Here is a 24,952-nt window from a genome sequence, read left to right on the forward strand (position 1 = left end):
TCCAGAGCGCCCGGTCGAGTGCTAAGATTCCAGCGACGGCGGCCCCGGTGGAGCGCCAGATGGAGCAGGAATGCCGACAAGGCATGTGATTCAGCAAGGAGAGAGCGTGGTCAGCCTCTCCGAGCGCCATGGCCTCTTCGTCGAGACCATCTGGAACCACCCCGAGAACGCCGAGCTCAAGAGGAAGCGCAAGGACATGAACGTCCTCGCCCCCGGCGATGTCCTGTTCATCCCGGACAAGCGGCTCAAGGAGGAGCAGGCGGCGACGGGGCGGAGGCACGTCTACCGCCGGAAGGGCGTCCCCGCGCTCTTCCGGCTCCAGGTCTTCGACGGCCAGGAGCCCCGCAAGAGACAGCGCTACAAGCTCACGGTGGACGGCCGCTCCTCCGAGGGCACCACCGACGACAAGGGGATCCTGATCGAGTTCGTGGCCACGGGCGCGTCGCGGGGTGAGCTCGTGATCGGGCCGGACGAGCTCCGGGTTCAGATCGATTTCGGCCATATGGACCCGATCGATACGCTCTCGGGCACCCAGAAGCGGCTCGCCAACCTCGGCTACGACTGCGGGGGGACGGACGGCCGCCCGAGCGAGGCGACCGAGGCCGCGATCCGCGCCTTCCAGCGCCGCTTCAGGCTCCCGGAGACCGGCGAGCCGGATGAGGCCACCCTGCGGAAGCTCGAGGAGGTCCATGACGCGCCGAATGAGTTCCCCGAGGCGACGGCGTCCGCGGGGAGTTGACAGGGAGCAGGCGGGAGGCGAGGGGGACCACCGGAGCGTGATACGATGAGCACCAACGGCCCTACCGGCTTCGGGACAATCTCGGTGAGCCTGAGCAACTCGGACGAGCTGCAGGGGGCGAACAACACGGTCGCGACGCCGCCTCCCGAGGGCTATTACGTCATCGTCGGGCGGGGCGTCACGGCCTGGTATAACCACCTCACCCTGCTCCTCTCCGAATGGGGGCAGAAGCGCCTCAGCAACGCGGCGAGCGCAGGCCCGGACCTGCCGCCGGTGATGCACATCGGCTACGAGGAGCCGTGGTCGCGGCGCCGCAAGGAGCGGATGGGGCAGTGGCCGCGCATGCTCGATTTTTTCAAGGACCTGGCCCCGCGGCTCGGCCTGCGCGGGATCCCGCCCGAGGACGAGCAGAGCGACTGGCTCGAGTCGGCCATCTTCGCCCGGTCGATCCGGGAGGCCCAGGACCATGTGTGCTCGCGGTACCGCCACGTCCGCTCCGAGGGGCAGCTCAAGCGCACGAACGACGACGCGGAGCAGGCGCGCGCGATCGAGCTCCGCAGCGGCTTCGTGAGCATCATCGAGAGCCTAGCGGGGTGGGCCAGCGGGCGACCCGAGAATACCCCTGATCCGGGGGAGTACCTCCCCAAGCTCGAGCTAGACCGCTGGAACGAGGCCGAGAAGCTCACGGGGGACGGCGCCAGATGGGCGAACCCTGACTGTCCGTACCGCCTCTCGGTCTACCATGAGGGCAAGCACTCGTATGTGTATGCCTACAAGATCGATATCTGCACCGGCCCTGGGCAGCCTCGCCTCTTCGCGCCGAAGGCCAAGTGGGAGGAGAAATTCGCGACCCCGGAGCTCTACAAAGAGCACCTCCCTCGTCTCGGCGTCCCGCCCGCGGAGCCCACCGAGCGGATCATCGACGGGAACGTGTATATCGGGAGCAAGAACGATCATAGAAAGACGGTGATCGTCTTCAAGGGCAACCCCGTCGGCGCTCAGTCGGTCCAGTCCGCGCTCGACATGCCCCGCTGCGAGGACCCGGTGCGGAGGGTGTGGTGGGTCGTCAACAAGGGCATGATCGCGGGAAACGACGCCGACGTCCCCGGCAAGCGGAACCTCCTCGAGATGATCGGCAACATGCCGATCAAGCAGACCGACGAGGCGATGATCACCGCGGTCAGCGTGAACCACGGCGAGTCATGGGTGCCCCAGTACCACCGCAACGAGCTCTTGCGAGAGCGGCTGCACCGCGTGGGCTGGCACGAGATCGAGAAGATCTCCGAGGGGTCGAACCGGAAGATCAAGTGCACCTTCACGCTGCACCCCTATGGCGACCTGCTAAAGGACGTCCCGCTGGGCACGGCCGACAAGGCGGCGGCGAGCCTCGCGGAGATGCTCATCCTCGCGGAGCCGTTCGACGGCGATCTGCTGCCCGGGATGACGACAGCGACCCAGGCGGGCAAGAAGATCCTCGCGTCGATCACCGCCGATCTCCTGGTCTATTCCCTCGGGCAGGAGCGGGGGGCGACCGCCGAGGGCACGGTGCTTTACATGACGCAGAAGCTCGGCGCGCTGAGCCCGGTCTTCGATCCGGGCACGGGCTTCCCGATGGCCGTCACCAACAATTTCGCGGATCCCGACGCGGACGGCATCGGCCGGGTGCGGGCCCTCGGCGCCGCGATCATGGGCGCCAGCACCCGGGAGGCCGATACCCAGCACAACAACCACGGCGCCACGCTCCCGCAGGAGATGCCGGCGGGGGGCGGCGGGCTGAACCTCGCCATCACCAATATCCGGCGGGCGAATCGCTTCAAGCAGACGCCGGTCCGGGTGAACACGGCCAGCGTGGCGGAGCTCGTGGAGGCCGGGCTCAGCGCGGAGTGCGCGAGGGTGATCGTGGCCGAGCGCTCCGCCACCGACCGCGGCTACTCGATCGATGGGCTCATCGGCAAGCTCATCGTGCTCGCGGTCGACCAGAGCTCGACGCTCACGCAGCAGGAGCGGACAAAGATCACGGAAGATCTCGGCAAGCTCCAGTACGGGAAGTTCGCCTTCTGAACGGCGCCCCGCGCCTCGTCACGGCGGAGGGGGAGCCCGGCACGGGTTGGGAGGGTAGTCGAGCGCTGACTCCGTGTTGAAATGGAGCCATGGGATGTGGCCGTACGTCGCTTCCAGGGCCTCGCCCTCCCTGGGGAGGTCGACGTGGCTGATGGAGTACCCCTCGTAGCCGGCGGTCTCCCGCGGGTCCACGCGCGCGCCGGTCAGGCCGACGTACCTGAGCCGCGGAAGCGTGACGGACGCCGCCAGGGCCGTGATGCCCCGCATCCCTACCGGATTGAAGCCGAGATCGAGCCACCAGAGGCGCTTCATGTGGGGCGAGCGGGCGAGGTGCTCGACGTCGTCGTCCGTGAGGCCATCCTCGATGAGCGAGAGCGCGCGGACGCGGACGAGCTCCGGTGAATCGAACAGCGCGGGGCCGACGTCCGCGTAGCGGGTGAGCCGGACGGAGGCAATGGGGGCGCGGTCGAAGAGGAGCGCGGCGTGCTGGAGGAAGGCCTGAGCCGACAGCGTGACGTGGGCGATGAAGCCTCGGTCGAACGTGTACGCATCGACGAGGGCCGCGATGGGGCCCGCGAAGGAGGCGGCGTGGGCGGCGAGGAGGTCCCGCTCCAGATCCGTGGCCCGGAGCCAGGCGACGCGGCGGGCGAGCTCGCTGGACGGGGTGGCCGCGCCGCCCGCCGCGGGCCTCGCGAAGCTCTCCCTGGCGAGGAGGATCTGCGCCCGGATGAGCTCGGCGCGAGGATGGGGATCTGCGCCCTCGCCGAGGCTCCTGTCCAGCGCGTCCGCGTAGGCCAGGCGGGGCGCGTCGTCGTCGGGGCTGGAGAGGACGGCCTCGAGCAGCAGCTCTTCGTCGGTCACCGGGGCGACTCCTTTTCACTCAGCGCGGGCGCGAGAGGGTAGGCGGGGAGTCTAGCAGCGACGGGGGCCGCCGTGGGCCTGTGGCGTCGAGGTGGGCGTGAGGACCCCCGCGCTGGCAGGGAGGCCCGTGCTGCTCGAGCGACCGGACGACGTCCGCGAGAGCAGACCCGCGGTGCGCTTCAGCCGAGCCGCGCCGGCTTGTGCGCCGGAAGCGCGAAGCTCGAACTAAGGGGCCAGGAACACCGTCGCGGCGCCCTTCTGCATCTTGCCGGAGGGATCCCTGCACTTGTCGTAAGCGCCGTCGTCGAGCTCCCGGCTGCAGACGTCATCGCAGTCCCCGAGCACCTCGATGGGGGAGCAGCCCTGGAGGGAGGGCCCGCACACCCGCGGGATCTGCGACGCGCCGGGCGCGACACAGGCATAGAGCTTCTGCGGGTTCGCGAAGATGTCCCCGAAATAGGCGCCCTCGCGCTCGGTGTAATCCGAGCGCTCCTCACTCGTGCTCGCGAGCGCCTTGTCCTTCCCCCGGACCGAGACCATGACGCTCTGGCCGAGGTAGTTGACCCGGGAGATCACGCACGCGGACACGCCGGCCTTGCAGTTGTCGCCGCACTCGCCGTCGTCCTCGCCCCACGCGGGCGCGAGGCCAACCGAGCCCTCGAAGGAATAGTCGACGCCCTCGATGTTCAGGCCGATGGCCTCCCCCTCGGGGAGCGCGCAGCTCACGATGGCGGACAGCAGCATGCGGCCCAGCGGATCCGAGAGCTCCTCCATGACAAGCCCGTTGAACGTCAGGCCGTTGAACGTCAACCCGTTGAACGTCAGCCCGTTGAACGTCAACCCGTTGAACGTCAACCCGTTGAACGTCAGCCCGTTCCCCATGAGCGCGGCCTGCCGGTCCGCACCGATGGGCTCGTCAGCCGTCTCCTCCGGGAGCACAGCACAGCCAATTTGCACGAGGGATGCCGCGGTGGCGATGACGAGCGCGAGTCGTGGCGACTTTGTCATGGTGCTTAACAATTGCCTGCCCCGCGCGGGTGTTCAATTTTTTCTTTCGAGGGCAATGCGCGCTTTTGTGCGTTCTCGAGCCTGCAGCGGGGCACGCTCTCCACCACGACGTCGTGCAGAGTTGAACGATGGAGCATTCACAGAGCGATCGATTCGATAAACTCACCGTCGCGCTGGAAGAAGGGCGGCTCTCATGGCCAGCCGGTCGCGGCTCGCAGGGATTGGCGCCCGCATGCGCGCCCTCGACGTGGGCTGCGGTCGCGGGGCCGCCAATTCGTCCTTGAGGTGCTCCCCTTCATCGCGCGAGGACGCCGCCGTTCGCCGGTCACCTCGCAACACCGCCGCAGTCCCGATCTCAGGTGACATCTCTCTCAGGTTCGGGGGAGATGTCGGCGGTAAACCTCGTGTATTCCTTTTCGGCTCCGGCGCACGAGTTCGTAACAATCCGGGGGACCTTTCCGGAAATAGTATGGATGGCGACGGATGACGGAGGAGGAAGTTCCGCTCATGTCCGGCGGGTGCCCCGAGGAGCCGAGCCTCCGGCAGGAACCCCAGGGCGCCGCCAGACCAACCCTGGGCAGACCCTCTTCGGTTCGAACGCATTACCAAGAGTGAGATAATTTCTCATCTTTCGCCAAGCGACAGCCCGCGCCGCCCTTCATGAGCGCTCGAGCTGTCCCCGTCGTGCGCCCGTCTCCCGTCTGCCGCCAGAACGAGCGCCCTGGCGCCCCCTGGATACGCGGGCCCGTCGATTGTGCAGCGAGAAGCGGGGCAGTCCAGGAAACCGCTCCGATGAAGACCCCATTGCCGATCCCTCCCCGGCGGGAGGGCCGCCGCCTGTCCTTCGATGCGCCGGGATCCCGGCCGCGTCGCCGCGCACGCAGCGCGCCGAACGAGGCGCTCCACCCGGTGGTCTCGCCGTCGGTCGAGGCCCTCTGGGCCGAGCGGCCGTTCGTCGCCCTCCTGCTCCGCTCCCTCCGCGTTCCCGCCCGCGACCGAGCGGATCTCCTCCAGACGGTGCTCCTCGGCGCCTGGGAAGCCATCCGAGTATGCAGGTACCGCCCGGACCCGCTGCGGCACCCGCGCCGCGCTCCCCGTGGGCCATCGCGAGGTCCTCCTCGCAGCGGCCGGGCCCCTGAGCCTCGTCGCCTGGGCACGAGCGCGCGGCATGAACCCCAGTTCCGCCGCCAGCCGGCTGCGTTGCGCCAGGAGGGCGCTGGCCGAGAGGCTCGCCTCACCGAAGCTGCCGTGCGGTGAGGGCGCCGTTCGGTGACGCTGCCGCCGAGCTGAGGCCTCCGCTCGGTACCCGCTCGGCCGGTCGTGTCGAGCCGGTGTACGATTTCGCAACGATCCGGGCGGTCTCGCCGGAATACCTATCCATGAAAGAGCCCCGAGCACGCCCAGCGCCCTCTCCCGCGCCTGCACCCGCCCGCGGCGCGCCCGCCGCGCCCGACGCCGTTGTGAACGCTGGACCCCCGGCGGCCGTGGACGTGGCGGCCGGGGCGCCGTCACGCGCCCCCTCTCGCATGGCGGCTCCGCCCAGCGAGCACGGCACGGCCGAGGAGAGCGCCTTGCTCAGCAGCGCCGGCCTCGCGCTTTGCTCGGCATCGCTCGCCGGCATCGCTTCTGCTCGCCCGGCGGTCTGGCTGTACAGCATGGCGTGCAGCGCGGTGCCGGTACGCGCCGGCAGGGTGCGCGCCTCGAGATCCCGCCAGCCGGCACGGCACCTGCAGCGCGGCAGCGCTGAGCGACTCGCGCGAGCAGGATTGCCGAGCCGGCGTTCGCCGCCCGATCGAGGCCGGCCGGGAGGACCCCAGGAGCCCGTCGGATCGGATCGAGCGCCGGCCCGCGCACCCGCTCGACCCGGGTCGATGTCGCGCGGGGCGGGGGACCGACCTGCGCCAGAGCCCACCAGGAGGCCTCCATGAACGCGTCGATTCTCCGCATGCACGTAACTCTGGGCTCCGTCGCGCTCCTCGCGCTCGCCTCCGGGTGCGGCGGCGAGCGGCGGCCGGCCCAGCCGATCGGCAGGACGCCGACGTTCGAGTCCGAGGCGCCCTACGCCGCCGAGCCGCAGCCGCACGCCGCCGATCAGCGCCCGCCGGGCGCCGCTCCGGGGCGCGCGCCGGAGCCCGGCCCGGACGAGCGCGGTCGGCGCCCCACCGAGCCCACCGAGGAGGATCGGACGCGCCACGGTGCCGCGGGCGGCCTGGACGAGCACGAGCTCTGCGAGGAGATCTCGGCGTCGTCGAGCGTCACGGCGGAGGACATCCCGGGCGGCGTGCAGATCGTGATGACGCCGAGCCCCGGCGCCAGCACGACGTCGCTCGACATGCTCGCTCGCCGGCTCGACGCGCACCTCGGCGCGCTCCGCCAGGCGGGGCAGCAGCCGCCGGAGGACATCGTGACGCGCTGCCGCCTGTTCGACATGGCCCGCATGGGCGCGCGCGGCAGGGTCGTCGAGGCGGCGGACGGGCTCCGCATTATCTTCACGGCCGACGACGCCGCGAGCGTCTCGATCCTCCGCGAGCAGGCGCGCCAGTTCGTCCAGTCCGCTCGCGAGGGACAAGTCCGGTAGGGTTGTCCAGCGCCGCGGGGGTGCCGCCGGCCGGGATCGAGCCGTGCAGGTGGCGCTCGACCGGTCGCGGGGCGCGGGCTAGCCTGTGGGGGCGCGGGCTAGCCTGTGCCTGAAGGGTCCCCACGATGAGCAAGAAGCTGGATGAAGAGTTGGCTCAGGCGCTGTCTCTGGTGGAGCAGCAGGACACGCCCGCGGTGGTGAAGCCGGCGGCGGCGAGCCCGCCGACCAGGCCGCGCTCGTCGCGCAGCCTCGGCCTGCTCGCGACGCTGCTCGTCATGGTGGGCGCGCTCGTCTCCCTGTTCCTCGTCGGCTTCAAGGAAGCGGCCGTCTACGCGACGCCGGTCGATCAGCTGCTCACCTCGAAGGAGAAGCTCGTCGGCCGCAAGGTCCGCGTCGAGGGCGAGCTCGTGCCCGGCACGCTGGCCAAGCGCGACACCCCCTGCGAGTACCGCTTCCAGATCCACGGCACGCAGGCGGCGCTGCCGGTGCGCTACGCCCAGTGCGTCATTCCCGACACCTTCCGCGACATTCCGGCCGGCGGCGTCGAGGTGACCGTCGAGGGCACGCTCCAGCAGGACGGCAACTTCGAGGCGAGCCTCGTGATGGCGAAGTGCACCTCGAAGTACGATCCCAACTCGCACGAGATGAAGGGCGGCGCCGCGGCCGTCGAGGGTCCGCTCTCGCTCAAGTGAGCGGACGCGCCCGTCCGCTGCCCCTGCGCAGCGCGCGCGGCGCAGCCCCGGCAGACCCGGTGGCGCTCGCCTTCGCCCGCGCATCCTCCACACTGCGACGATGACCTCCCGTGACCGCCGGTTGCTGAGCCCCGTCGGCGACGGACGCAGCTCGCCCGTTCCGGGCGAGCCGCCCTCTGGCCGCGGCGCCGCGAGCGACGGCGCGTCGAAGCGCATCGGCCCGATCCTGATCGCTCACGGGGCCTTGAGCCTCCTCGACAAGCTGGTCAAGACATCCCCGGATTGACGCCCGAGGAGGAGGCATTTGAGCCAGGATCGCGACCTCGTCATTCTGACCCAGAACATCTGGGGGGGAGCCGCCCTCTGGGAGCGGCGCCGGGCGATGTTGGCCCGGCTCATCAGCGATCTGCGCCCCGGCATCATCGGGCTCCAGGAGGTGCACGCACCGGGCGCGAGCGGCGATCTCGGCCAGGCCGGCGAGCTCTCGCGGCTCGCCGGCGGATACAGGGCCTGGTTCGCGCCCGGCCGGGTCGCCGCGGGCGGCGAGTGCGAGGGGGTCGCGCTGCTCTGCAGGGAGGACATCGAGGTGCTCGATCACTCCCTGGAGGCGCTCACGCTCGATCGCGAGGACCCGTTCGAGCGCGACAGCCAGCGCGTGGTCCTGCGCGCCGCGATCCGGCACGCGGGCGCGGTGATCGACGTGCTCGTCACCCACCTCTCGCTGTCGAGGCACGCGCGGGCGCGCACCGTGCGCGAGCTCGTCCGCTTCGCCACGCGCGAGCGCGAGAAATCGAGGAGCCTCGGCGCCGTCCTGATGGGCGACTTCAACGCGCTCCCGAGCGAGGAGGCGGTCTGTTACCTCCAGGCGAGCGCCGGAGACGGCCGCTGGCTCGACGCCTGGACGCAGGCGCACCCCGGCAAGGCCGGCGGCACCTGGCCGGCGGGCCTGCCGCTGCGCCGCATCGATTATGTCTTCGTTCAACCGGGGGAGGGGTGGACGATCACGCGCTGCGAGCGGGCGCCGTTCTCCGGCTCGGATCACCACGGCGTCGTCGCGTGGCTGCGGCTCGGCGCCTGACGGGCGGAGCGCCGCTCGCCCGGATCCCGGGCAGATCTCGATGGATGAGGCCGGCGTCCCGCCCCCGGCGGCGCGCCTGCGGCCTCACGACGCAGGACGAGGTTCGGGGATCATTCGTATCGGTGAGTCGGGGGTTGCCAGTGTCGTCTTGTGAGCACACCCAGGATTCGCTCACGCGGCGAGCGTGAGCGACAGCGCGCCTCCGCGGCGCGTCACGACGCGCGTGTTGAACCCGCCGCGGCAGACCGGGTAAGCTGGCGGCACATGAGCAGACTGCTGATCTTGGGGGCGACCGGGGGCACGGGCGCCGCGTTGGTCCGTCAGGCCCTGGAGGCTGGCCACGAGGTCTCCGCATTCGCGCGCACGCCGGCCACCCTCCCTGTCCCGCACCACGAGCGGCTGCGCGCGCTCCGGGGCGACATCATGGATGCCGAGCAGGTGTCGCGCGCCGTGCGCGGCCACGACGCCGTCCTCTCCGCCCTCGGGGCGCGCGGCATGAGGCCGACGCGCGTCTACTCCGAGGGCATCGCCAATGTCCTCCGCGCGATGAAGGAGCACGGGGTCCGCCGCCTGATCGCCGTCACCTCGGCGGGCATCGGCGAGGAGCAGCAGAGCGCGCTCTGGTTCCGGCTCCTGGTCAAGCCGCTGCTCCGCAACCGGCACTCCGACATGACGCGCATGGAAGACGCCATCCGCCGGAGCGATGTGACCTGGACCGTCGTGCGCCCCTCCAAGCTCACGGATGGACGGCTCACAAAGGAGTACCGCGCCAGCGTCGACCACCTGCCGCTGGGCGGCTACGTCTTCGGTGGTCCCACGATCTCGCGCGAGGACGTGGCGCATTTCATGCTCTCCCAGATCGACGGCGACGAGTACCTGCGCAAGACGGTCGTCGTGACGTACTGAGGCACGGCACGCGCGCTGTCCCTTGACGCGACGGCGGGGCGTCGGTCTGCTGCCGGTCGCGGCGCCTCGGAGAGCCTGTAACGCTCCTACCGTGATAGCCGCGATTGCCATGATCACGCCGAGCCGAGGCCTCAGACTTCATGATTTTCGATCACAGGACCGTGCTTCCGTTGCTCCTTGGTCTGGCGGCTCCGGCCCTGGGCGGGTGCGAGCTGCTCGTCACCGCGGACCGCAGCAAGATTGATGCGCCTCCCGCCGGCAGCGGCGGCGGCGCCGGCGGCGACGGCGGCGAAGGTGGCCGAGGCGGCAGCGGCGGCGATGGGGGCAGCGGCGGCGCGCCCGGCGCGGTGTGTGGCGACGGGGCTGTCGACGCGCCCGCCGAGGGGTGCGACGACGGGAATCGGACGGCCGGCGACGGGTGCGACCCGGGCTGCGCGATCGAGCCCGGATTCGCATGCGCCGGGGCGCCGAGCACGTGCACCGACGGGTGCGGCAATGGCGCGCTGGGCGGCTCGGAGACCTGCGACGACGGCGGCAGCGAGGACGGCGATTGCTGCTCGCGCGCATGTCAGGTGGAGCCCGGGTGCGAGGTCGAGCCGAACGACCGCCTCACGTCGGCCAATGACGCCTTCGCCATCGCGCCCGACGGCCGGATCCGCGCGTTCATCGATCCCGAAGGCGATGTGGACGTGTTCTCTGTGACGGTCCCCGATGGGTCGATCGGGCGCATCAGGGCAGAGACGCTCGACGGCCCGCTGGGCACGACGTGCAGCTCGCTCGGCGTCGATACCTACGTGACGATCGTCGACGCGAGCCTGGCGACCCTCGCGGACCACGACGATATCGCCAGCGACAACTACTGTTCGTCTCTGGTGCTGGAGAGGCTGAGCCCTGGTGAGTACCTCGTCAGCGTGCAGGGCTCCCCTACAGCGCCGCCCGGGACGTTCGACTACACGCTCTGGCTCACGCTGGACACCTCGGTGTGCGGCGACGGCGCGCTGGAGGGCCCGGAGCTCTGCGACGACGGGAACACGACCGGCGGCGACGGGTGCAGCGCGGCGTGCGAGCTGGACACCCCGCTGGCCGAGGTCGAGCCGAACGACATCGCGGCGGAGGCCGACGAGCGCGCCGCGCTCCGGCCGAACGCGCTCGTCTCCGGGGCGATCGAGCCGCTCGGCGACGTCGACGTCTTCGCCATCGAGGTGCCGAGTCGCGCGGAGATCCTGCTCGCCACGTTCAGCCCCGGGACCCTGAGCGCGTGTGTCCAGGGGGTCGACACCTTCCTCCAGCTGCTCGACGTGGACGGCGCGACGGTGCTGGCGAGCGACGACGACAGCGGCCCCGAGGCCTGCTCGCTCATCGACGCGAGCGTCGCCCCCTGGGCGACCCAGCTCCAGGCGGGCACGTATTACGTGTCCGTCGAGGAGTTCAGCAACGACGCCACGATCCCCGGTTACAACCTCCTTGTCGTGTTCACCGCGCTCTGCGGCGATGGCGTGGTGGAGGGGGCCGAGGCGTGCGACGGCGGCGCGGGGTGTTCCCCGGAGTGCGCGCGGATCCAGGTGTGCGGCGACGGATCCGTCGACGGCACCGAGACATGCGACGACGGCGACACCGAGAGCGGAGACGGCTGCAGCGCCGCGTGCGAGCTCGAGGGGACGCTCCCGGAGGTCGAGCCGAACGACGCGCTGGAACAGGCGACCCCGGGGCAGGCGACCGCGATGGGCGCGCTGTTCACCGCGTCGATCTATCCGACGGGCGAGGTCGACTATTTTGCCATCGACGTCCCCGGCGTGGCCGACCTCGAGGTGGAGACGTTCGACACGTCCGGCCCGACCTCCTGCCGCGACATCGATACGGTGATGCAGCTCCTTTCGCCGGATGGCGACGTGATGGCCGAGGACGACGACGGCGGCGAGGACACCTGCTCGCGCATCCAGGCCGCCATCGCCTTGCCGGGCACCTATTACGTGCGCGTCGAGGAGTTCGCTGGGGGCTACATCGCCGGATACACCCTGCGCGCTCGGACGACGACCGTCTGCGGCGACGGCCTCGTCGAGGGGCTGGAGGAGTGCGACGGCGGCGCCGCGTGCGGGCCGGCGTGCCAGCGCATCCCTGTGTGCGGCGACGGCTTCATCGACGCTCCCGAGGTCTGCGACGACGGCAACACCGGAGGCGGGGACGGCTGTGACGCCGCGTGCCGGCTCGAGGGGGCGACGGACGAGATCGAGCCCAACTCGACCCTCGCCGAGGCCGACGCGAACGGCCCTGTGGCGCCGGGAGCGCTCGTGTCCGGCGCGATCGAGCCGGAGAGCGATGTCGATCTCTTCGCCTTGCGGCTCACGACGATATCCGACCTCCGGATCGAGACCTTCGACTCGAGCGGCCCCGCGCGCTGCGCCGACAGCGTCGACACCGCCCTCTCGCTCCTCGCGGCGGACGGCGTGACCGTGCTCGCGTCCGACGACGACGGCGGCGTCGGCGCCTGCTCGCTCATCGACTCGACGAGCCCGGGCGGCGCCGCGGCGCGCGGCCTGGAGCCGGGGACCTACTATGTCCGCGTCCGCGGCTTCCCCGGGCTGCCGGCGGCGCGCTACACGCTGCGCGTCTCGCTCGACGCCTCGTGCGGCAACGGCGTGCGCGAGGGCGCGGAGGAGTGCGACGGCGGCGCGCTCTGCGGTCCGCGCTGCGAGCGGGTCGCGGTCTGCGGCGACGGCCTCCTCGACGCGCCGGAGGGGTGCGACGACGGCAATGCCGCGGGCGGCGACGGGTGCAGCGCCGCCTGCCAGCTCGAGGCGGTGACCGCGGAGATCGAGCCGAACGACACCCCCGCTGAAGCGGGGGCGAGCGATCTCGTGATCGCGGGCGACGCGCTCGTCGCGGCGAGCATCGCCGCGGGCGGCGACAGGGACGTATTCCACCTGAGCTTGTCGGCCGCCTCGGTCGTGCGCCTCGAGGTCTTCGACGGCACCGCCGCGGGCTGCGAGGGCGGTATCGTCACGACGCTCCGCGTGCTCGACGCGGAGGGGGCTCCGGTCGCGACCGACGAGGGGCTCTCCGACGCCGAGTATGCGGGCGGCATCGGCGGCTGCTCGGCGCTCGTCGTGGGGCTGCCTGCCGGCGAATACGACGTCGAGGCGGCGGCGCGCGACGGCGGCGCGACGATCCCGCGCTATCTCCTCCAGGTGAAGATCCTCGCGCCCGCGGGCGCCGAGGAGGAGCCGAACGGCACCACCGCCGACGCGAACGGGCCAGTCGGCTCCGATGTGTTCATCGCTGGCACGCGGGAGCGCGACGACTTCGACGTCTACGCCGTGGACCTCCTCGAGGGCCGGTCGATCCGCGCGGAGATCGTCGAGGGCGGCGCGGAGACGTGCGAGTCGCTCGAGATGGACAGCCGGCTCTCGCTGCTCGACGCGGAGGGCTCGCTCATCGCGGACGACGACGACGGCGGCCGGGGGAGCTGCTCGATCCTCGACGGCACCGGGGACGCCCCGCGCCACCCCGGGGCGCACGCGCTCCCGGCGGGAACGTACTTCCTCCGCGTCCGCGCCGCGTCGGGCGCCTCGGGCTCCGCGGCCCTCTTCGATTACCGGCTGGCCGTCACGCTCCGCTGACGAGCGGCGCCGCCGGGGGTCCGGGGCCTCCGCGCCCCACGTCCAGCCGGCATGCCGCGCGCCCGCTCCGGGCGCCGCCGGGAGGCCGGGACGAACCCGGCGCGCCGCGACGACTCGAGTTCTTGATATGCCATCATCGCGGGACTGCCGTGCTCCGTCGCGCCGCCCTGCGGTGTGGCTCCGCGGTGCTCATCGGCGTCCCATGGAGGGGCAGGGCCCACAAGGCGCCTCGTGAATCGAGCGCGTGGGCCCCGCGCGGGTTCCCCGTGTTCCCTCCTCTCGCGCCCGGCGCGCGCCTGCGCCGGCGTCCTCCCGGCCACGCGGGCCTGGACCGCTCTTCGCGGCGCCGCCGCACAGCGCCTCTCGCGGCGCGGGTGCGTGATATTTCGGCTGGATGTGGGAGCGCCATGGGGTGCGTTCCAGGCAGAGGGTATGAGAGCACAGTCGAGGAGTGTCGTTATTCTCTCTGGTTCTATCTCCGTCGTGTTTTCGACCGGAAAGATGCCAGTCAAAAGTGCTTGCGTGAGCCCGCGGGGAGAATAGTCTCCTGTTGTTCGCGGCATGACCTCGGGGCGGGTTCCTCCGGGGGCGTGGCCATGACGGGCCGACGACAACGCGCGTCGCACCCGTCGGGCACCGCTCTCCTGGCGCAGGCCCCGGGGCATGGATCCCTTGGCTGACGATCTGGATAGGTATCTGCATCAAACTTCACCACAGATTCGATTCCTCGGAGGTATTTCTCATGAAGAAGATTGCTCGTTGGGCGCTCGCCTTTGCGGCGGTCGTGTCGGTCTCTGGCAGCGCCATGGCCCTCCCTGAGGGTTTGGTCTACAAGGTCACGCTCAACACGGGGCTGAGGAAGGTCCCCTGCGGTAGGGTCGCGTTCTCCTGGGTCGAGCAGGCGGGCAGTATGTGGAACGACACCTGCATCAGCGCGGTCAAATGGTGCACCGATTATGGTTTGCCGTCGTGCTCCAACATGCTCGTTCACGAGGAGCTGACGTCGTTGGATCAAGATTGCGAGTACCGCGCGGTGTACCCGGCGGACGCGGTCCTCTACAACGACCCTCTCTACGAGAACTGGGGCTACAATTCTCGGCAGCAGAAGGCGCGCGTGGCGCGGCTGAGCGCGATGCAGGATGGCGTGAACTTCGTGATCAAGGGCGTGTGCCAGTTCAATACGGCGCTGTCGATACCCCAGAGCTTCTCGATGACTCAAGCAACGAGCCCTTGATGCCGGTGCGTCGTTAAGACCGGTCTCCATCCGGCGACAAGACGACGCCCAGCGCTCGGCCGATCGGCGGGAGCCTCCCTGCAGAAAGCCCTCTGTAACGGCCCCGGGCAGGACGGGGAGGCGCTCGCCGATCGCGTCATGCGGATCAGTATCGAGGAGGAGGGGCGCCGGCTGCTGCCGGCAGCCCCTTTCTCTTTCTCCGCCTCCGTCGAGCGTCAGGCGCAGAGCTCTCGCCAGGTCCATTTGTCTGGAGGAACAATGATGCAAGCGAACACGTCGCAACGGAAACCTTCGCGCCGGCCTCTGTGGATCGCCGCCGGACTGCTCCTGGCCGCCCTCGCCGGTGTCGCGCTCTTCCTCGTCCTCCGCCCGCGAGACGAGCAGACCGCCGGCTCGCGGGCCCCGGCCGCGGGGGCGGAGAAGCGCGTCCGCTATCGCAACAGGGCGCTCCTCCGCGGCGGCGCGCTCGCGGCGCGGCCGGAGGCGCGGCCCACGATCAGCGGCCATGTCTACGGGACCGACGGGAGCACCATCGCGGGCGTGACGGTCGTCGCGTCGACCTTCGAGGTGGCCGGCAACGTGCTCTCGGCGGCAGGTTCCGTGAGGAGCGACGACAGCGGGCGGTTCGAGCTCACGCTCCCGGACGGCACCTACCAGCTGAGCGCGAGCGCCGAGGGGTACGGGACCACGTCGACAACGGCCCACCCCGGCGACGCGGTGAGCCTCGTGCTGCCGAAGAGCGGCGTCGTCGAGGGGCGCGTGCTGGACGAGCGGGGCGAGCCCGTGCGGCGCTTCGCGATCGACGTCCTCTCGTCGGTGACGGCGGAGACCCCCGCGACGCCGCCCCTGTTCTCTCGCACGTTCGAGAGCGCGGACGGCTCGTTCCGCATCGATCAGCTGCCCTCCTGGGAGTTCACCGTCAGGGCGACGGCGGCCGAGTTTGCGCCGGCGTTCTCTTCGCTGATCATCGTTCGCGCCGGGGATGTCGAGAAGGTGGATCTGACCCTCTCCAAGGGTTGTACCCTGACCGGCCGGGCGGTGGACCCGTCCGGCGCTCCGCTGCCGGGCGTGTACGTCGACGCCGAGTCGTTGCTCGTCGTCGGCGAGATGAGCAACGTCGCCATGGAAGCCGCCGCCCAGGCCCAGACCGAGGACGACGGCTCGTTCAGCCTGCCGCACGTGCCGAAGGGCACGGTGCTCGTCCGCGGCTACGACGGGAGCAACGCCGTGAGCTCGACGGAGATCGAGGTCTCGAGCTGCGACAGCCTCTCGCCGGTGAAGCTCGTGATGTCGCCCGGCGGCAGCCTCTCCGGCGTGGCGCGCGACGCTGACGGCAAGCCCATCGCTGGCGCCCGGCTCACCCTGGCGCACCGGCCGATCGGCTTCGTGAACACGGTGAGCGACGCGGAGGGCCGCTTCCGCTTCGACCAGGTCCCGGCCGGCCCGCTCCGCGTGATCCTGCGGCACGGTGAGCAGGTGATGCTGGCGGGCGTCGAGATCCAGGAGGGGAAGACCACGCAGCAGGACATCGTCCTTGCGCCCCAGGGCACCGGGCAGGTTCGCGGCCGCGTCACGGTCGGCGGCAAGCCGCTCCCCGGAGCTCGCCTCATGGTGGCCACCTCGGTCGGGGACGAGGGCGCGATCGGCATGTACTACCCCGTCACCGCGGAGGACGGCTCGTACCGCGTGTCCGGGCTCCCGCCCGGGCCCTACATCATCAACGTCGAGTCGACGAGCGTCGGCGCCGGCATGCGGGTGAAGCCGGGCGAGGTCACGACGATGGATCTCCAGGTCGTCGACCTGCCGAGCATCAAGGGCAAGGAGGTTGCGACCCCGCCACCGCAGTGAACGCAGCGTCGGCGGCGATCCCCGGCTGTCCGGAGGCGGCGCCTCCCGGACGGCCGGTTCGCATTTCTCGCCCCGGCACGCGCCTCTCGCGGCCCCTGCCGTGGAATCGCGGCGAGCTCGCCCCCCGCGGGGCGCCCTCGCTCACCTAAAGCTCACTCCGCCGGTGCGATCGTCAGACTGAACGGCCCCGAGGACCTGGCGCCGTAGCTGTCGATGAAGATGTCGATCGGCTCTCCCGCCGTGGCCGTCACCGTGATCGACTCGGGGAGCGCGGCGTCGAGCGGATCATCCGAGCACGCGAGCTCGCTGTCCCGGTCTGTGCAGTCGGTCCGCGCGTAGAGGACGACATCGGTGCTGCCCTCCGGCGTCGCGGTGATCGTCACGTCGCCGCTCGCCGCGGGGGTGTACCGGACCACGAGCTCCTTTCCGGCGCCCCCGCACGACCCCGTGAAGCCCTCCGTGCCCTCGGACGTGTCCCCTGCCGTCTCCGCCTCCGTGAGCGCCGCCGCGTTCGCGCACAGGAACGAGGTGTTCACCACGCACGCGCTCGTGCACACGTCGTCGTCGACGGCATTCCCGTCGTCGCACTCCTCCGTGCCGACGAGCTCTCCGTCCCCGCAGACCTGCTCCACGAACGACACGTTGAGCTCATACGCCGTGTCTGCCCCGCTCAGGGCCTCGATGAAGATGACGTGGGTGTCGCCGGTGTCGACGAGGAGCTCCACGGGGGCGGCGTCCGGGGCGAACGAAACAAGGCAGCCGAGCAGCGTCGCCGCGTCGTCACAGCGGGTCCGGACGTACCAGTCGAACTCGCTCTCCGGCGCGGTCGAGCGCGCGGCGATCTGGACCACGCCCCTGGCCGGCGCGACGAACTGGAAGACCTTCTCCTTGAGCCCCCCGCCGGCGGCGTACGTGCCGAGGCCCGAGCAGATCGCGCCGAACACGTTGGTGCCGTCCTCGGTCGTGCCGGTGAACGCCCCTCCCGCCGACACGTCGGTCGCCTCCGCGCACGCCGCCGTGATGCCCTCGGAGCACGCTCTCAGCGCGGAGCAGTCGCGCTCCTCGCAGTCCTGCAGGCCGTCTCCGTCGTCGTCCTCGGCGTTGTCGCAGGCCTCGCCCGTCGCGGTGCAGAACCCGAAATCGTCGTCGCAGGCGCCCTCGCACTGCGTATCGGCGTCGCAGCCGCCAACGCACATCTGCCAGCCGTCCCCGCTCACATCGATGCAGGTCTGCCCCGCTCTCCCGCAGTCGGCCGTCTCTCCGCAGGACGTGAGGCAGAGCGAGTAGCTGCCCTGGGGCAGACACTCGGACCCAGCCGCGCAAGGCAAGAGCTCCGCGTCGCAGAGCGAAGAGCAGTATCCGCCCGCCCACCCGAAGAACTCCTCCGTCAAGCAGAGCCCGCCGAGACACTCCTCGTTGTCCGCGCAGGCCTCGCCGTCCGCCTTCGCCTCCGGGGCGCTGCCGCCGTCGCCACCCTGGGCGTCGTCGTCGCCGCCGCCCTGGCCGCCGTCGCCGCCCCGGCCGCCGTCACCGCCGTCGCCGCCCGTGCCGGCCGTCGCCCCTGGCGAGCTCGGATCATCGTCGCCGCACGCGGCGACCGACAGGCACATCGCGGCAACCGCTGACAGAGAAAGACCAAGTCGCATCTTGTTTCTCCTTGGTAGAAGTACGGCGCTCGTGACGCCGTGTACGCCACCACGTGTCCCACCGGGAGAAAAGTCAGGAAGGACTGTAATAATTGCGTCCATAGCGAAATGCAGTGGTAAGGAAATTGTCCTTACAATCGTTCAACGCTGAGATCGCGGCGTTTCAGAATCGAAACAGGGAAGGGATGTCCCCGACGCACTGCCGCAATTCTGGCGGGTTCTAGGGATCCTCCGGATGGCATGGTCAGTGCTTCATGGGAGACCAGCGCCGCCGCGTGGCCTTCGCCCCCCTGAGGCCCCGGCGGCGCTGTACTTTTGTCTGTCGTTCTCCCGGCGGTCGCGTCCTGCCACGCCTGAGCCCTCCCGCTCGCTTGGCCCGGCGCGGCCGGGGCCCGGCGGTGAACCGGCAGGCGCGGACGCGGATCGAGAGCGCAGCTCGCCGTCGCGTTGTATCGTCCGCCGCCCCATGGCGACGAAGCTCTCCTCTCCGCCGGACCAGAAGTTCGAGTGCCGCGACTGCCCGGCTCGGTGCTGCCGGCTGCCGTGGAACATCCGCTTCAGCAGCGACGAAGCCAGGCGGTACCTCGCCGAGCCCTGGGTGCGGGAGCGCGCCGGGGACGAGGGGGCCCTCGTCATTTCGCGCGGCGTCCTGCCCATGCGGGAGAAGGACCACCGGCTCCAGTGCGTCTTCCTCGACGACGACATGCTCTGCAGCATGCAGAAGCGGTTTGGCCACGAGTACATCCCGAAATCGTGCCAGGCGTTCCCCTTCGGGTTCGTCCGCGATGAGAAGGACGTCGTTGTCGCGCAGCTCTCCCAGCTCTGCCCGTCGATCCGCGACAACTACGGCAAGCCCGTGGACCGCCAGCTCAAGGCCAAGCTCCAGCAGCGCGGCGACACCGAGCGGATGTCGAAGGCGCTGGCGACGCTGAGCGGCGTCATCCTCCCCCAGCCGCAGTACCTGCGCGCCGTGAAGCACTGGGAAGAGCAGCTCGCGACCGACGCCTCGCCGGCGTCGACGCTGGCGCGGCTCTACGACTGGACAGCCGCCTTCGAGCGCGCCCTCCCTCAGGGCGGAGGCCGCGCCGCGGACGCCTCGGTCGACGCCGCCCTCGCGCACGCCAGCGCCGAGGCGCCCGCGCCGCTCGAGCCCCGCAAGAAGCCCTCTTTCTATGCCCGGGTGCTGTTCGCCTATCTCCTCGGCAACCTCTCTTATCCGTCGCGGGTCCTGGAGGCCCACCGCGTCGAGAAGGCCTCGTGGACGGAGCTCCAGGCGCTGCGCAGCTTCGGGAACAAGGTCGCCTGGATGCTCGGGCGAGGCACCGTCGACCTGCTGTTCATCCCCAGGCCGTTCAAGCTGCAGCGGGTGAGGACGGTCGATCGCTTCCTCGCCGGCGACGAGGGGACCGTCGTCAAGGACTACCTGCGCGTCGTGCTCCAGCGCCGGCACATCTTCTCGGCGCCCCGGCACCTCCTGGCCGCCGTGCTCGACCTGTCGCTCGCCACCGTCGTGATCTCCCGCTTCGCCCGCTGCCGCGCCGCGGCGGACGGCCGGGTCAAGGTCTCCCTGGAGGACGTCCGGGAGGGCATCAGCGTCGCCGAGCTCACCCTCCTGAGCCACGCCGCCCTCTCGGAGCAAGGCAAGCTCATGAAGAACCTGCGCTGGCTCCTCCTCACGAAGCGCGAGGGCTTACGGGCCCTGCTGGCGACCGAGGCCTAGTTCGGCGCGTCAGAAATCCCGCCTGGTACTACAGCCGCACGTCGCGGAATCTCCGCGGATTTCGATGAGCGGGCGGACGATCGGGACGCTTGGCTCGTTCGCACACTGGTGGAGCCCAGTTCGTTCGGTGCTCACCGATGTGCGGCTGTAGTACTAGCTAGTCCTCGTCCGGCACACCACGGGCGCGCCGCTCGCGTGCCCGACCCTCGTCCAGCCAGCATCTGGCATACACGAAGAGCGCGAGCGGAAGCCCGAGGTGCGCTATGTCCCCCCACGAGTAGCCGCGCGCCTCCGACGGCGTGGTCAGGGCGGCGGCAATCAGCGCAGCCCCGGAGATGAAAATCCCTATGGTTCTCGGGATCTTGTGCATATCCACCGGCGGTCAGAAGAAGGCGCACATGATCGAGATGCCTCCGAAGCCTGCATCTGACCAGTTCTGGCAGCGCTTCATGTCGCGCGGATTGCGCGCTCTCGGGCAGATCGCGCGGGTGGCGATGAGACTGGACCCCAACACGAAGACGGCACACCCGAGGGAGAAGGGGCTCAGTGCCTGCTGATCCGTCTCGATCGGCTCGTCGCCCTCTTCGAAGAGCGGCGCGGGGCTCGTGTCCTCAGCCACGGCGCCGCCATGGAGCACCGAGGCGCAGGGCACGTCCGCGAAGGCGCCGGGGTCGAGCGGGTTGAAGATGCGGACCAGCGCTTCGGGGCTGTCGGCACAGGCCGCCGCGAGCTCGGGCCGCCCGGCTTGGACGATCTGCGGGATCACGCTTTCGGCCGTCGTCGCTCGGTCGAGCGCCACCACGAAGCTACGCGGTGCGGGCCCGGCGTCCTCCTCGCCGGCGTCCTCCTCTACCCCTCGGCTCGGTTCCTCTGGTGCTCCACAGGCCGGCGCTCCCACAAGCACGGCGAGGGCAAGGGCGATCCTGGTGTGCATGAGCCACCCCTCCGCGCGACGGCGCTCGTTGCGCACGGAATGGCTTTGCGAACGACATGCCAGAGGGACAGCGGGAGGGGGCGAGGGGACCGAGCAGATCCAGGAAGGGAGCGAGGAGGCGACGCAGCGAGGGGAAGGCCAGGAGGAAGCCGAGGATCGAGCCGAGCAGCGCGCGCATGGGAACCCGGTGCGTCACACACGCTGCCACCCTAGATGCTTGTTCCACCTGGTTCCCCTGCTTCGTGGTGCGCGGCGGCCTTGGCACCGGCGTTCCGCCCGCTGACGGAGCCTCGCTCGTCTCCGGTCCTCGCTCCTTCGCCTTCTCTTCCGCGCCGCCCCGCTCCAGGGCTGGCGTCCTGCTCGCCTTCTCTGCGAGGGCCGCTCCCGTACCTGGCGCCAAGATCCCCGGGGATGCGACGGATCGCGGCGGTTCGTCCCCGCGGAACAGTCCCGCCAGGGCTAGCCCAGCGCGTCAGGTGTTCGCGGGGCTCGCTTACCGGCCGAGCATGACTATCCTTCCGCGCCCACGGGCCGCCAGGCCCATGGAGGCACGCGCATGATCGTCATGAAGTTCGGCGGCAGCTCGGTCGAGAGCCGCGCGCAGATCGAGAAGGTCCTTCTCATCGTCAGAGCTCGTCTGGATCGCCGCCCCGTCGTCGTGAGCTCCGCCCACAAGGGCATGACCGACGCGCTGATCAACGCGGCCAGGCTCGCCGCCACCGGGCGGTTCGACCCCTCCATCCCGGTGAGCAAGCAGCGCGCGGTCGCCGAGTCGCTCGGCTGCGCGCCCGACCTCCTCGCGCCCTTCTACGAGGAGATCGCGGACCTCTTGCGCGGCATCAGCCTCGTCAAGGAGCTCAGCCCGAGGAGCCTCGACTACATCGCGAGCTTCGGAGAGCGCCTGGCCGTCCGCTGCATCGCGGACTTCTTCGCCCGGAGCGGCGTGCCGGCCCGCGCCTACGACGTCTGGGACCTCGGCTTCATCACCGACGCGAGCTTCGGCCGCGCGCGCCCGCTGTCCGGCTTCGACGCCCGGGTCAAGGCCATGTTCGCCGAGCGCGTCCCCGAGGGCGTGGTCCCGATCGTCACCGGCTTCGTCGGCCGCAACGAGGCCGGCGAGATCACGACCGTCGGCCGCAACGGGAGCGACCTCACGGCCACGCTGCTCGCCGCGGGCCTCGGCGCCGAGGAGGCGCAGATCTGGAGCGACACCGACGGCGTGATGACCGCCGACCCGAGCGTCGTGAAGACGGCCCGGAACATCCCCACGATGCGCTTCGACGAGGCCGCGGAGCTCGCGTTCTTCGGCTCCCGCGTCCTGCACCCCTCCACGCTCCTGCCCGCCATGGAGAGGGGCATCCCGGTGCGGGTGCTCAACACGAACCGGCCGGATCACCCCGGCACGGTCATCGACTTCAACACCGACGCCGCGTCCCCGCCCGTGACCAGCATCGCGTACCGCGAGCGGCAGGTCGTGCTCAAGATCAGCTCGACCCGGATGTTCGGCGAGGTCGGCTTCCTCGCGCAGGTCCTCGCCGTGCTGGCCCGGCACGAGGTCGTGATCGACGTGATCACCACGTCCGAGGTGTCGGTCTCGATGACCACCGACGACCTCGGGAAGCTCAGCCGCGCGCTGCCCGAGCTCGAGCGGTTCGGCGCCTGCGAGGTCCTGCCCAACCGGACGACGCTCGTGATCGTCGGCCAGGGCCTGCCCAACCGGAAGGGCGTCGCCGCGCAGGTGCTCGACGCGATGGCCGAGGCCGGCGTCAACGTCGAGATGCTGAGCTACGCCATGGGCAGCATCAACCTGTCGATGGTCATCGAGGACGCGAGCGTCGCGGCCGCGGTCGCGGTGCTGCACCGCTCTCTCTTCGAGAGGGCGCGGTAACACCCTTCGATCCCAGGAGAAGGCGCGGCAACGCTCCTCGAGGAGGGCGAGGTCGCGCCGCGGCGCCGCGATGGCTCGATGCGGCCGGCCGCCGCCCGGGTGACGGGACGTTGACAGGCGTGACGCGACGCGGGCGCCGCAGTAGGCGTAGCCCTCGGCCGGACCCGGCGTCCGGCCCCGGGAGACCATGACAGCGGCACACCTCGACGGCGGCGCGGCGGCGGCATCAGCATCGATCCCGCGCGAGAGCACGAGCGACATCCTGCGGAGGATCGAGGCTGCGCACGGGGCCGTCGGCCCGGGCGCCCTCGCGTTCGACGCGGACGGCACCCTCTGGGAGGGGGACGTGGGCGTCGACCTGTTCGAGGCGTTCCTCGCCGGGCGCCACGCGCGGCCCGAGGCCGAGGCGGCGCTGCGCCGCGAGGCCGAGGCGTTCGGCGTCGCCGCGGAGGGCGGCGCGCACGAGATCGCCGGCGCGCTCTACGCGGCGTTCGCCGCCGAGCGCTACCCGGAGGACCGGGCCTTCGCGATGATGGCCTGGGCCTTCGCGGGGTGGCGCGAGGACGAGCTCGCCGCCCTGGTCGACCGCGTGCTCGAGGAGAAGGGCCACGCGGGGCGGATCCGGCCGGCGCTCCTGCCGATCCTCGACTGGGCGCGGTCGCGCGGCGTCCCTGTGTACGTCGTGTCCGCCTCCCCGCGCGCCGTGATCGAGCGCGCCGTCCGGCGGCTCGGCGTCGCGCCCGAGCGGATCGCCGCCATGACCCCGGCCGTCCGCGAGGGCCGGCTCGCCCCCGAGCTCGGCGCGGTCGCGACCTACGGCGACGGGAAGATCCGCGCCCTCGAGCGCCTCTTCCCCGAGCTCGCGGTGCTTGCGGCCTTCGGCGACAGCGCGTACGACGCCGCCCTGCTGAGGACGGCGCGGGTGCCCGTCGCGGTCTCCCCGAGCCCGAAGCTGCTCGCGGTCGCGGACACGATCCCCGGGCTCGTCCTGCTCGCCACCTGAGCTGCCGCCATGGCCACCCTCTCGCTCCGCGGCCTGACCCGCCGCTTCCCCAACGCCGAGCGCCCCGCCCTCGCCGGTCTGGATCTCGAGGTCGAGGACGGCGAGCTGCTCGTCCTCGTCGGCCCCTCCGGCTGCGGCAAATCCACGGCGCTCCGGCTGATCGCGGGCCTCGACAGCCCCGACGGCGGCGCGATCTCGATCGGCGGCCGCGACGTCAGCCGCGTCGCGCCGGAGGACCGCGACGTGGCCATGGTCTTCCAGGGCTATGCCCTGTACCCGCACATGACCGCGCGCGACATCATGGGCTTCCCGCTCAGGATGCGCGGGGTCGCGCGGGCGGAGCGGGCGCGCCGCGTCGAGGAGGCGGCGGCGCTGCTCGGCGTCGGCCACCTGCTCGACCGGCGCCCCGGCGAGCTCTCGGGCGGCGAGCGCCAGCGCGTGGCCATGGGCCGCGCGATCGTGCGCGCCCCGGCGGCGTTCCTCTTCGACGAGCCGCTCTCGAACCTCGACGCCGCGCTGCGGGCCGAGCTCCGGGTCGAGCTCGCGGCGCTCGTGCGCCGCCTCGGCACGACGTCGGTCTACGTGACCCACGACCAGATCGAGGCGATGACCCTGGGCGACCGCATCGCCGTGCTGCGCGCCGGCGAGCTCCAGCAGGTCGGCCCGCCGCGCGCCATCTACGAGGCGCCGGCGAACACCTTCGTGGCCGGGTTCCTGGGCACGCCGGCGATCAACCTGGTCCCGCTCGAGCGCGCCGGCGATCGGTACGAGGGCGCGGCGCTCTCGCTGCCCGCCCCGCCGGGGATGGCGCTGCCCGACCGGGCCATCGCGGGCGTGCGGCCCGAGCACCTGCGCGTCGCGCCGGGGCCGGGCGACGCGGGGGCGTGGGGCGACGCCGGGGCCGCGGCGCGGGGCGAGGTGGAGGTCGAGGCGCGCGTCGTGATCGCCGAGCCGCTCGGCGCCGAGACGTACCTGTACCTCGACGCCGGCGGGACGCGGCTGCGCGCGAGGGCGCACGGCTTCGCGACGCCCGCGCCCGGCGAGGCGGTGCGCGCGCGGCTCGATCCGCGCGTCGTGCTCTGGTTCGACGCGGGCACCGGCGCGCGGATCGCCCCGCCGCGGGCCGCGTCATGAGCGGA

At 71.2% G+C, this 24,952-nt stretch carries 19 protein-coding genes; 14 read left to right on the top strand and 5 right to left on the bottom strand.

The genetic code is table 11. From position 1 onward, the window contains the following. Positions 1–106: 106 nt before the first annotated feature. Entirely contained in the window at positions 107–739 is a 633-nt protein-coding gene (locus WMF17_RS45520) for a peptidoglycan-binding domain-containing protein (protein WP_437599802.1), read from the top strand. Between the two features lie 45 nt (positions 740–784). Then, on the top strand, positions 785–2,800 hold the full coding sequence (locus WMF17_RS45525; protein WP_437647173.1) for a hypothetical protein: 2,016 nt from the start codon (positions 785–787) through the stop codon (positions 2,798–2,800). Between the two features lie 18 nt (positions 2,801–2,818). On the opposite strand, the gene WMF17_RS45530 is transcribed toward WMF17_RS45525, so the two are convergent. Further along, positions 2,819–3,661: a TIGR02996 domain-containing protein gene (locus tag WMF17_RS45530; protein WP_437599804.1), complete on the bottom strand. Its 843-nt coding sequence runs from the start codon at positions 3,659–3,661 to the stop codon at positions 2,819–2,821. Positions 3,662–3,886: 225 nt separating this feature from the next. Beyond that, positions 3,887–4,669 carry a hypothetical protein gene (locus tag WMF17_RS45535; RefSeq protein WP_437647175.1) on the bottom strand — a complete coding sequence of 261 codons (783 nt, stop codon included), beginning with the start codon at positions 4,667–4,669 and terminating at the stop codon, positions 3,887–3,889. 1,924 nt (positions 4,670–6,593) lie between these two features. Here WMF17_RS45535 and WMF17_RS45540 point away from each other — a divergent pair. The 8 genes from WMF17_RS45540 to WMF17_RS45575 all read left to right on the top strand — a co-directional run bounded on the left by WMF17_RS45540 (position 6,594) and on the right by WMF17_RS45575 (position 16,622). Next, on the top strand, positions 6,594–7,247 hold the full coding sequence (locus tag WMF17_RS45540) for a hypothetical protein (RefSeq protein WP_437647177.1): 654 nt from the start codon (positions 6,594–6,596) through the stop codon (positions 7,245–7,247). Positions 7,248–7,372: 125 nt separating this feature from the next. Continuing rightward, complete coding sequence (locus WMF17_RS45545; protein ID WP_437647179.1) at positions 7,373–7,939, top strand: cytochrome c maturation protein CcmE; 567 nt, start codon at positions 7,373–7,375, stop codon at positions 7,937–7,939. Between the two features lie 100 nt (positions 7,940–8,039). Further along, complete coding sequence (locus WMF17_RS45550; RefSeq protein ID WP_437647181.1) at positions 8,040–8,225, top strand: hypothetical protein; 186 nt, start codon at positions 8,040–8,042, stop codon at positions 8,223–8,225. A gap of 18 nt (positions 8,226–8,243) precedes the next feature. Continuing rightward, positions 8,244–9,017, top strand: coding sequence for an endonuclease/exonuclease/phosphatase family protein (locus WMF17_RS45555; protein WP_437647182.1), 774 nt, complete (start codon positions 8,244–8,246; stop codon positions 9,015–9,017). A gap of 264 nt (positions 9,018–9,281) precedes the next feature. Beyond that, the gene (locus WMF17_RS45560; protein WP_437599810.1) at positions 9,282–9,923 is read left to right on the top strand and encodes an NAD(P)-dependent oxidoreductase; all 642 of its coding nucleotides are present in this window, start codon (positions 9,282–9,284) and stop codon (positions 9,921–9,923) included. A 140-nt stretch (positions 9,924–10,063) separates the two neighbouring features. Next, the gene (locus WMF17_RS45565) at positions 10,064–13,540 is read left to right on the top strand and encodes a DUF4215 domain-containing protein (RefSeq protein ID WP_437647184.1); all 3,477 of its coding nucleotides are present in this window, start codon (positions 10,064–10,066) and stop codon (positions 13,538–13,540) included. A gap of 742 nt (positions 13,541–14,282) precedes the next feature. Continuing rightward, positions 14,283–14,774: a hypothetical protein gene (locus tag WMF17_RS45570; protein WP_437599812.1), complete on the top strand. Its 492-nt coding sequence runs from the start codon at positions 14,283–14,285 to the stop codon at positions 14,772–14,774. 258 nt (positions 14,775–15,032) lie between these two features. Continuing rightward, positions 15,033–16,622 carry an MSCRAMM family protein gene (locus WMF17_RS45575; RefSeq protein ID WP_437647186.1) on the top strand — a complete coding sequence of 530 codons (1,590 nt, stop codon included), beginning with the start codon at positions 15,033–15,035 and terminating at the stop codon, positions 16,620–16,622. A 152-nt stretch (positions 16,623–16,774) separates the two neighbouring features. On the opposite strand, the gene WMF17_RS45580 is transcribed toward WMF17_RS45575, so the two are convergent. After that, positions 16,775–18,268 (bottom strand): DUF4215 domain-containing protein, encoded by a 1,494-nt coding sequence (locus WMF17_RS45580; RefSeq protein WP_437647188.1) that lies wholly within the window; start codon positions 18,266–18,268, stop codon positions 16,775–16,777. A gap of 466 nt (positions 18,269–18,734) precedes the next feature. On the opposite strand from WMF17_RS45580, the gene WMF17_RS45585 reads away from it, so the two are divergent. Beyond that, complete coding sequence (locus WMF17_RS45585; protein WP_437599815.1) at positions 18,735–19,988, top strand: YkgJ family cysteine cluster protein; 1,254 nt, start codon at positions 18,735–18,737, stop codon at positions 19,986–19,988. A 157-nt stretch (positions 19,989–20,145) separates the two neighbouring features. On the opposite strand, the gene WMF17_RS45590 is transcribed toward WMF17_RS45585, so the two are convergent. Further along, a complete protein-coding gene (locus WMF17_RS45590) occupies positions 20,146–20,358 on the bottom strand; it encodes a hypothetical protein (RefSeq protein WP_437599816.1) in 213 nt (70 codons plus the stop codon). A gap of 12 nt (positions 20,359–20,370) precedes the next feature. Further along, positions 20,371–20,922, bottom strand: a complete 552-nt coding sequence (locus tag WMF17_RS45595) for a hypothetical protein (RefSeq protein ID WP_437599817.1) — start codon at positions 20,920–20,922, stop codon at positions 20,371–20,373. Positions 20,923–21,478: 556 nt separating this feature from the next. On the opposite strand from WMF17_RS45595, the gene WMF17_RS45600 reads away from it, so the two are divergent. The 3 genes from WMF17_RS45600 to WMF17_RS45610 all read left to right on the top strand — a co-directional run bounded on the left by WMF17_RS45600 (position 21,479) and on the right by WMF17_RS45610 (position 24,947). After that, entirely contained in the window at positions 21,479–22,810 is a 1,332-nt protein-coding gene (locus WMF17_RS45600; protein WP_437647190.1) for an aspartate kinase, read from the top strand. A 187-nt stretch (positions 22,811–22,997) separates the two neighbouring features. Continuing rightward, on the top strand, positions 22,998–23,813 hold the full coding sequence (locus WMF17_RS45605) for an HAD family hydrolase (RefSeq protein WP_437599819.1): 816 nt from the start codon (positions 22,998–23,000) through the stop codon (positions 23,811–23,813). A 9-nt stretch (positions 23,814–23,822) separates the two neighbouring features. Next, positions 23,823–24,947: an ABC transporter ATP-binding protein gene (locus tag WMF17_RS45610; protein WP_437647192.1), complete on the top strand. Its 1,125-nt coding sequence runs from the start codon at positions 23,823–23,825 to the stop codon at positions 24,945–24,947. Positions 24,948–24,952 lie beyond the last annotated feature (5 nt).

The sequence above is a fragment of the Sorangium sp. So ce362 genome (genome assembly GCF_051519845.1).
Lineage (GTDB): Bacteria > Myxococcota_A > Polyangia > Polyangiales > Polyangiaceae > Sorangium.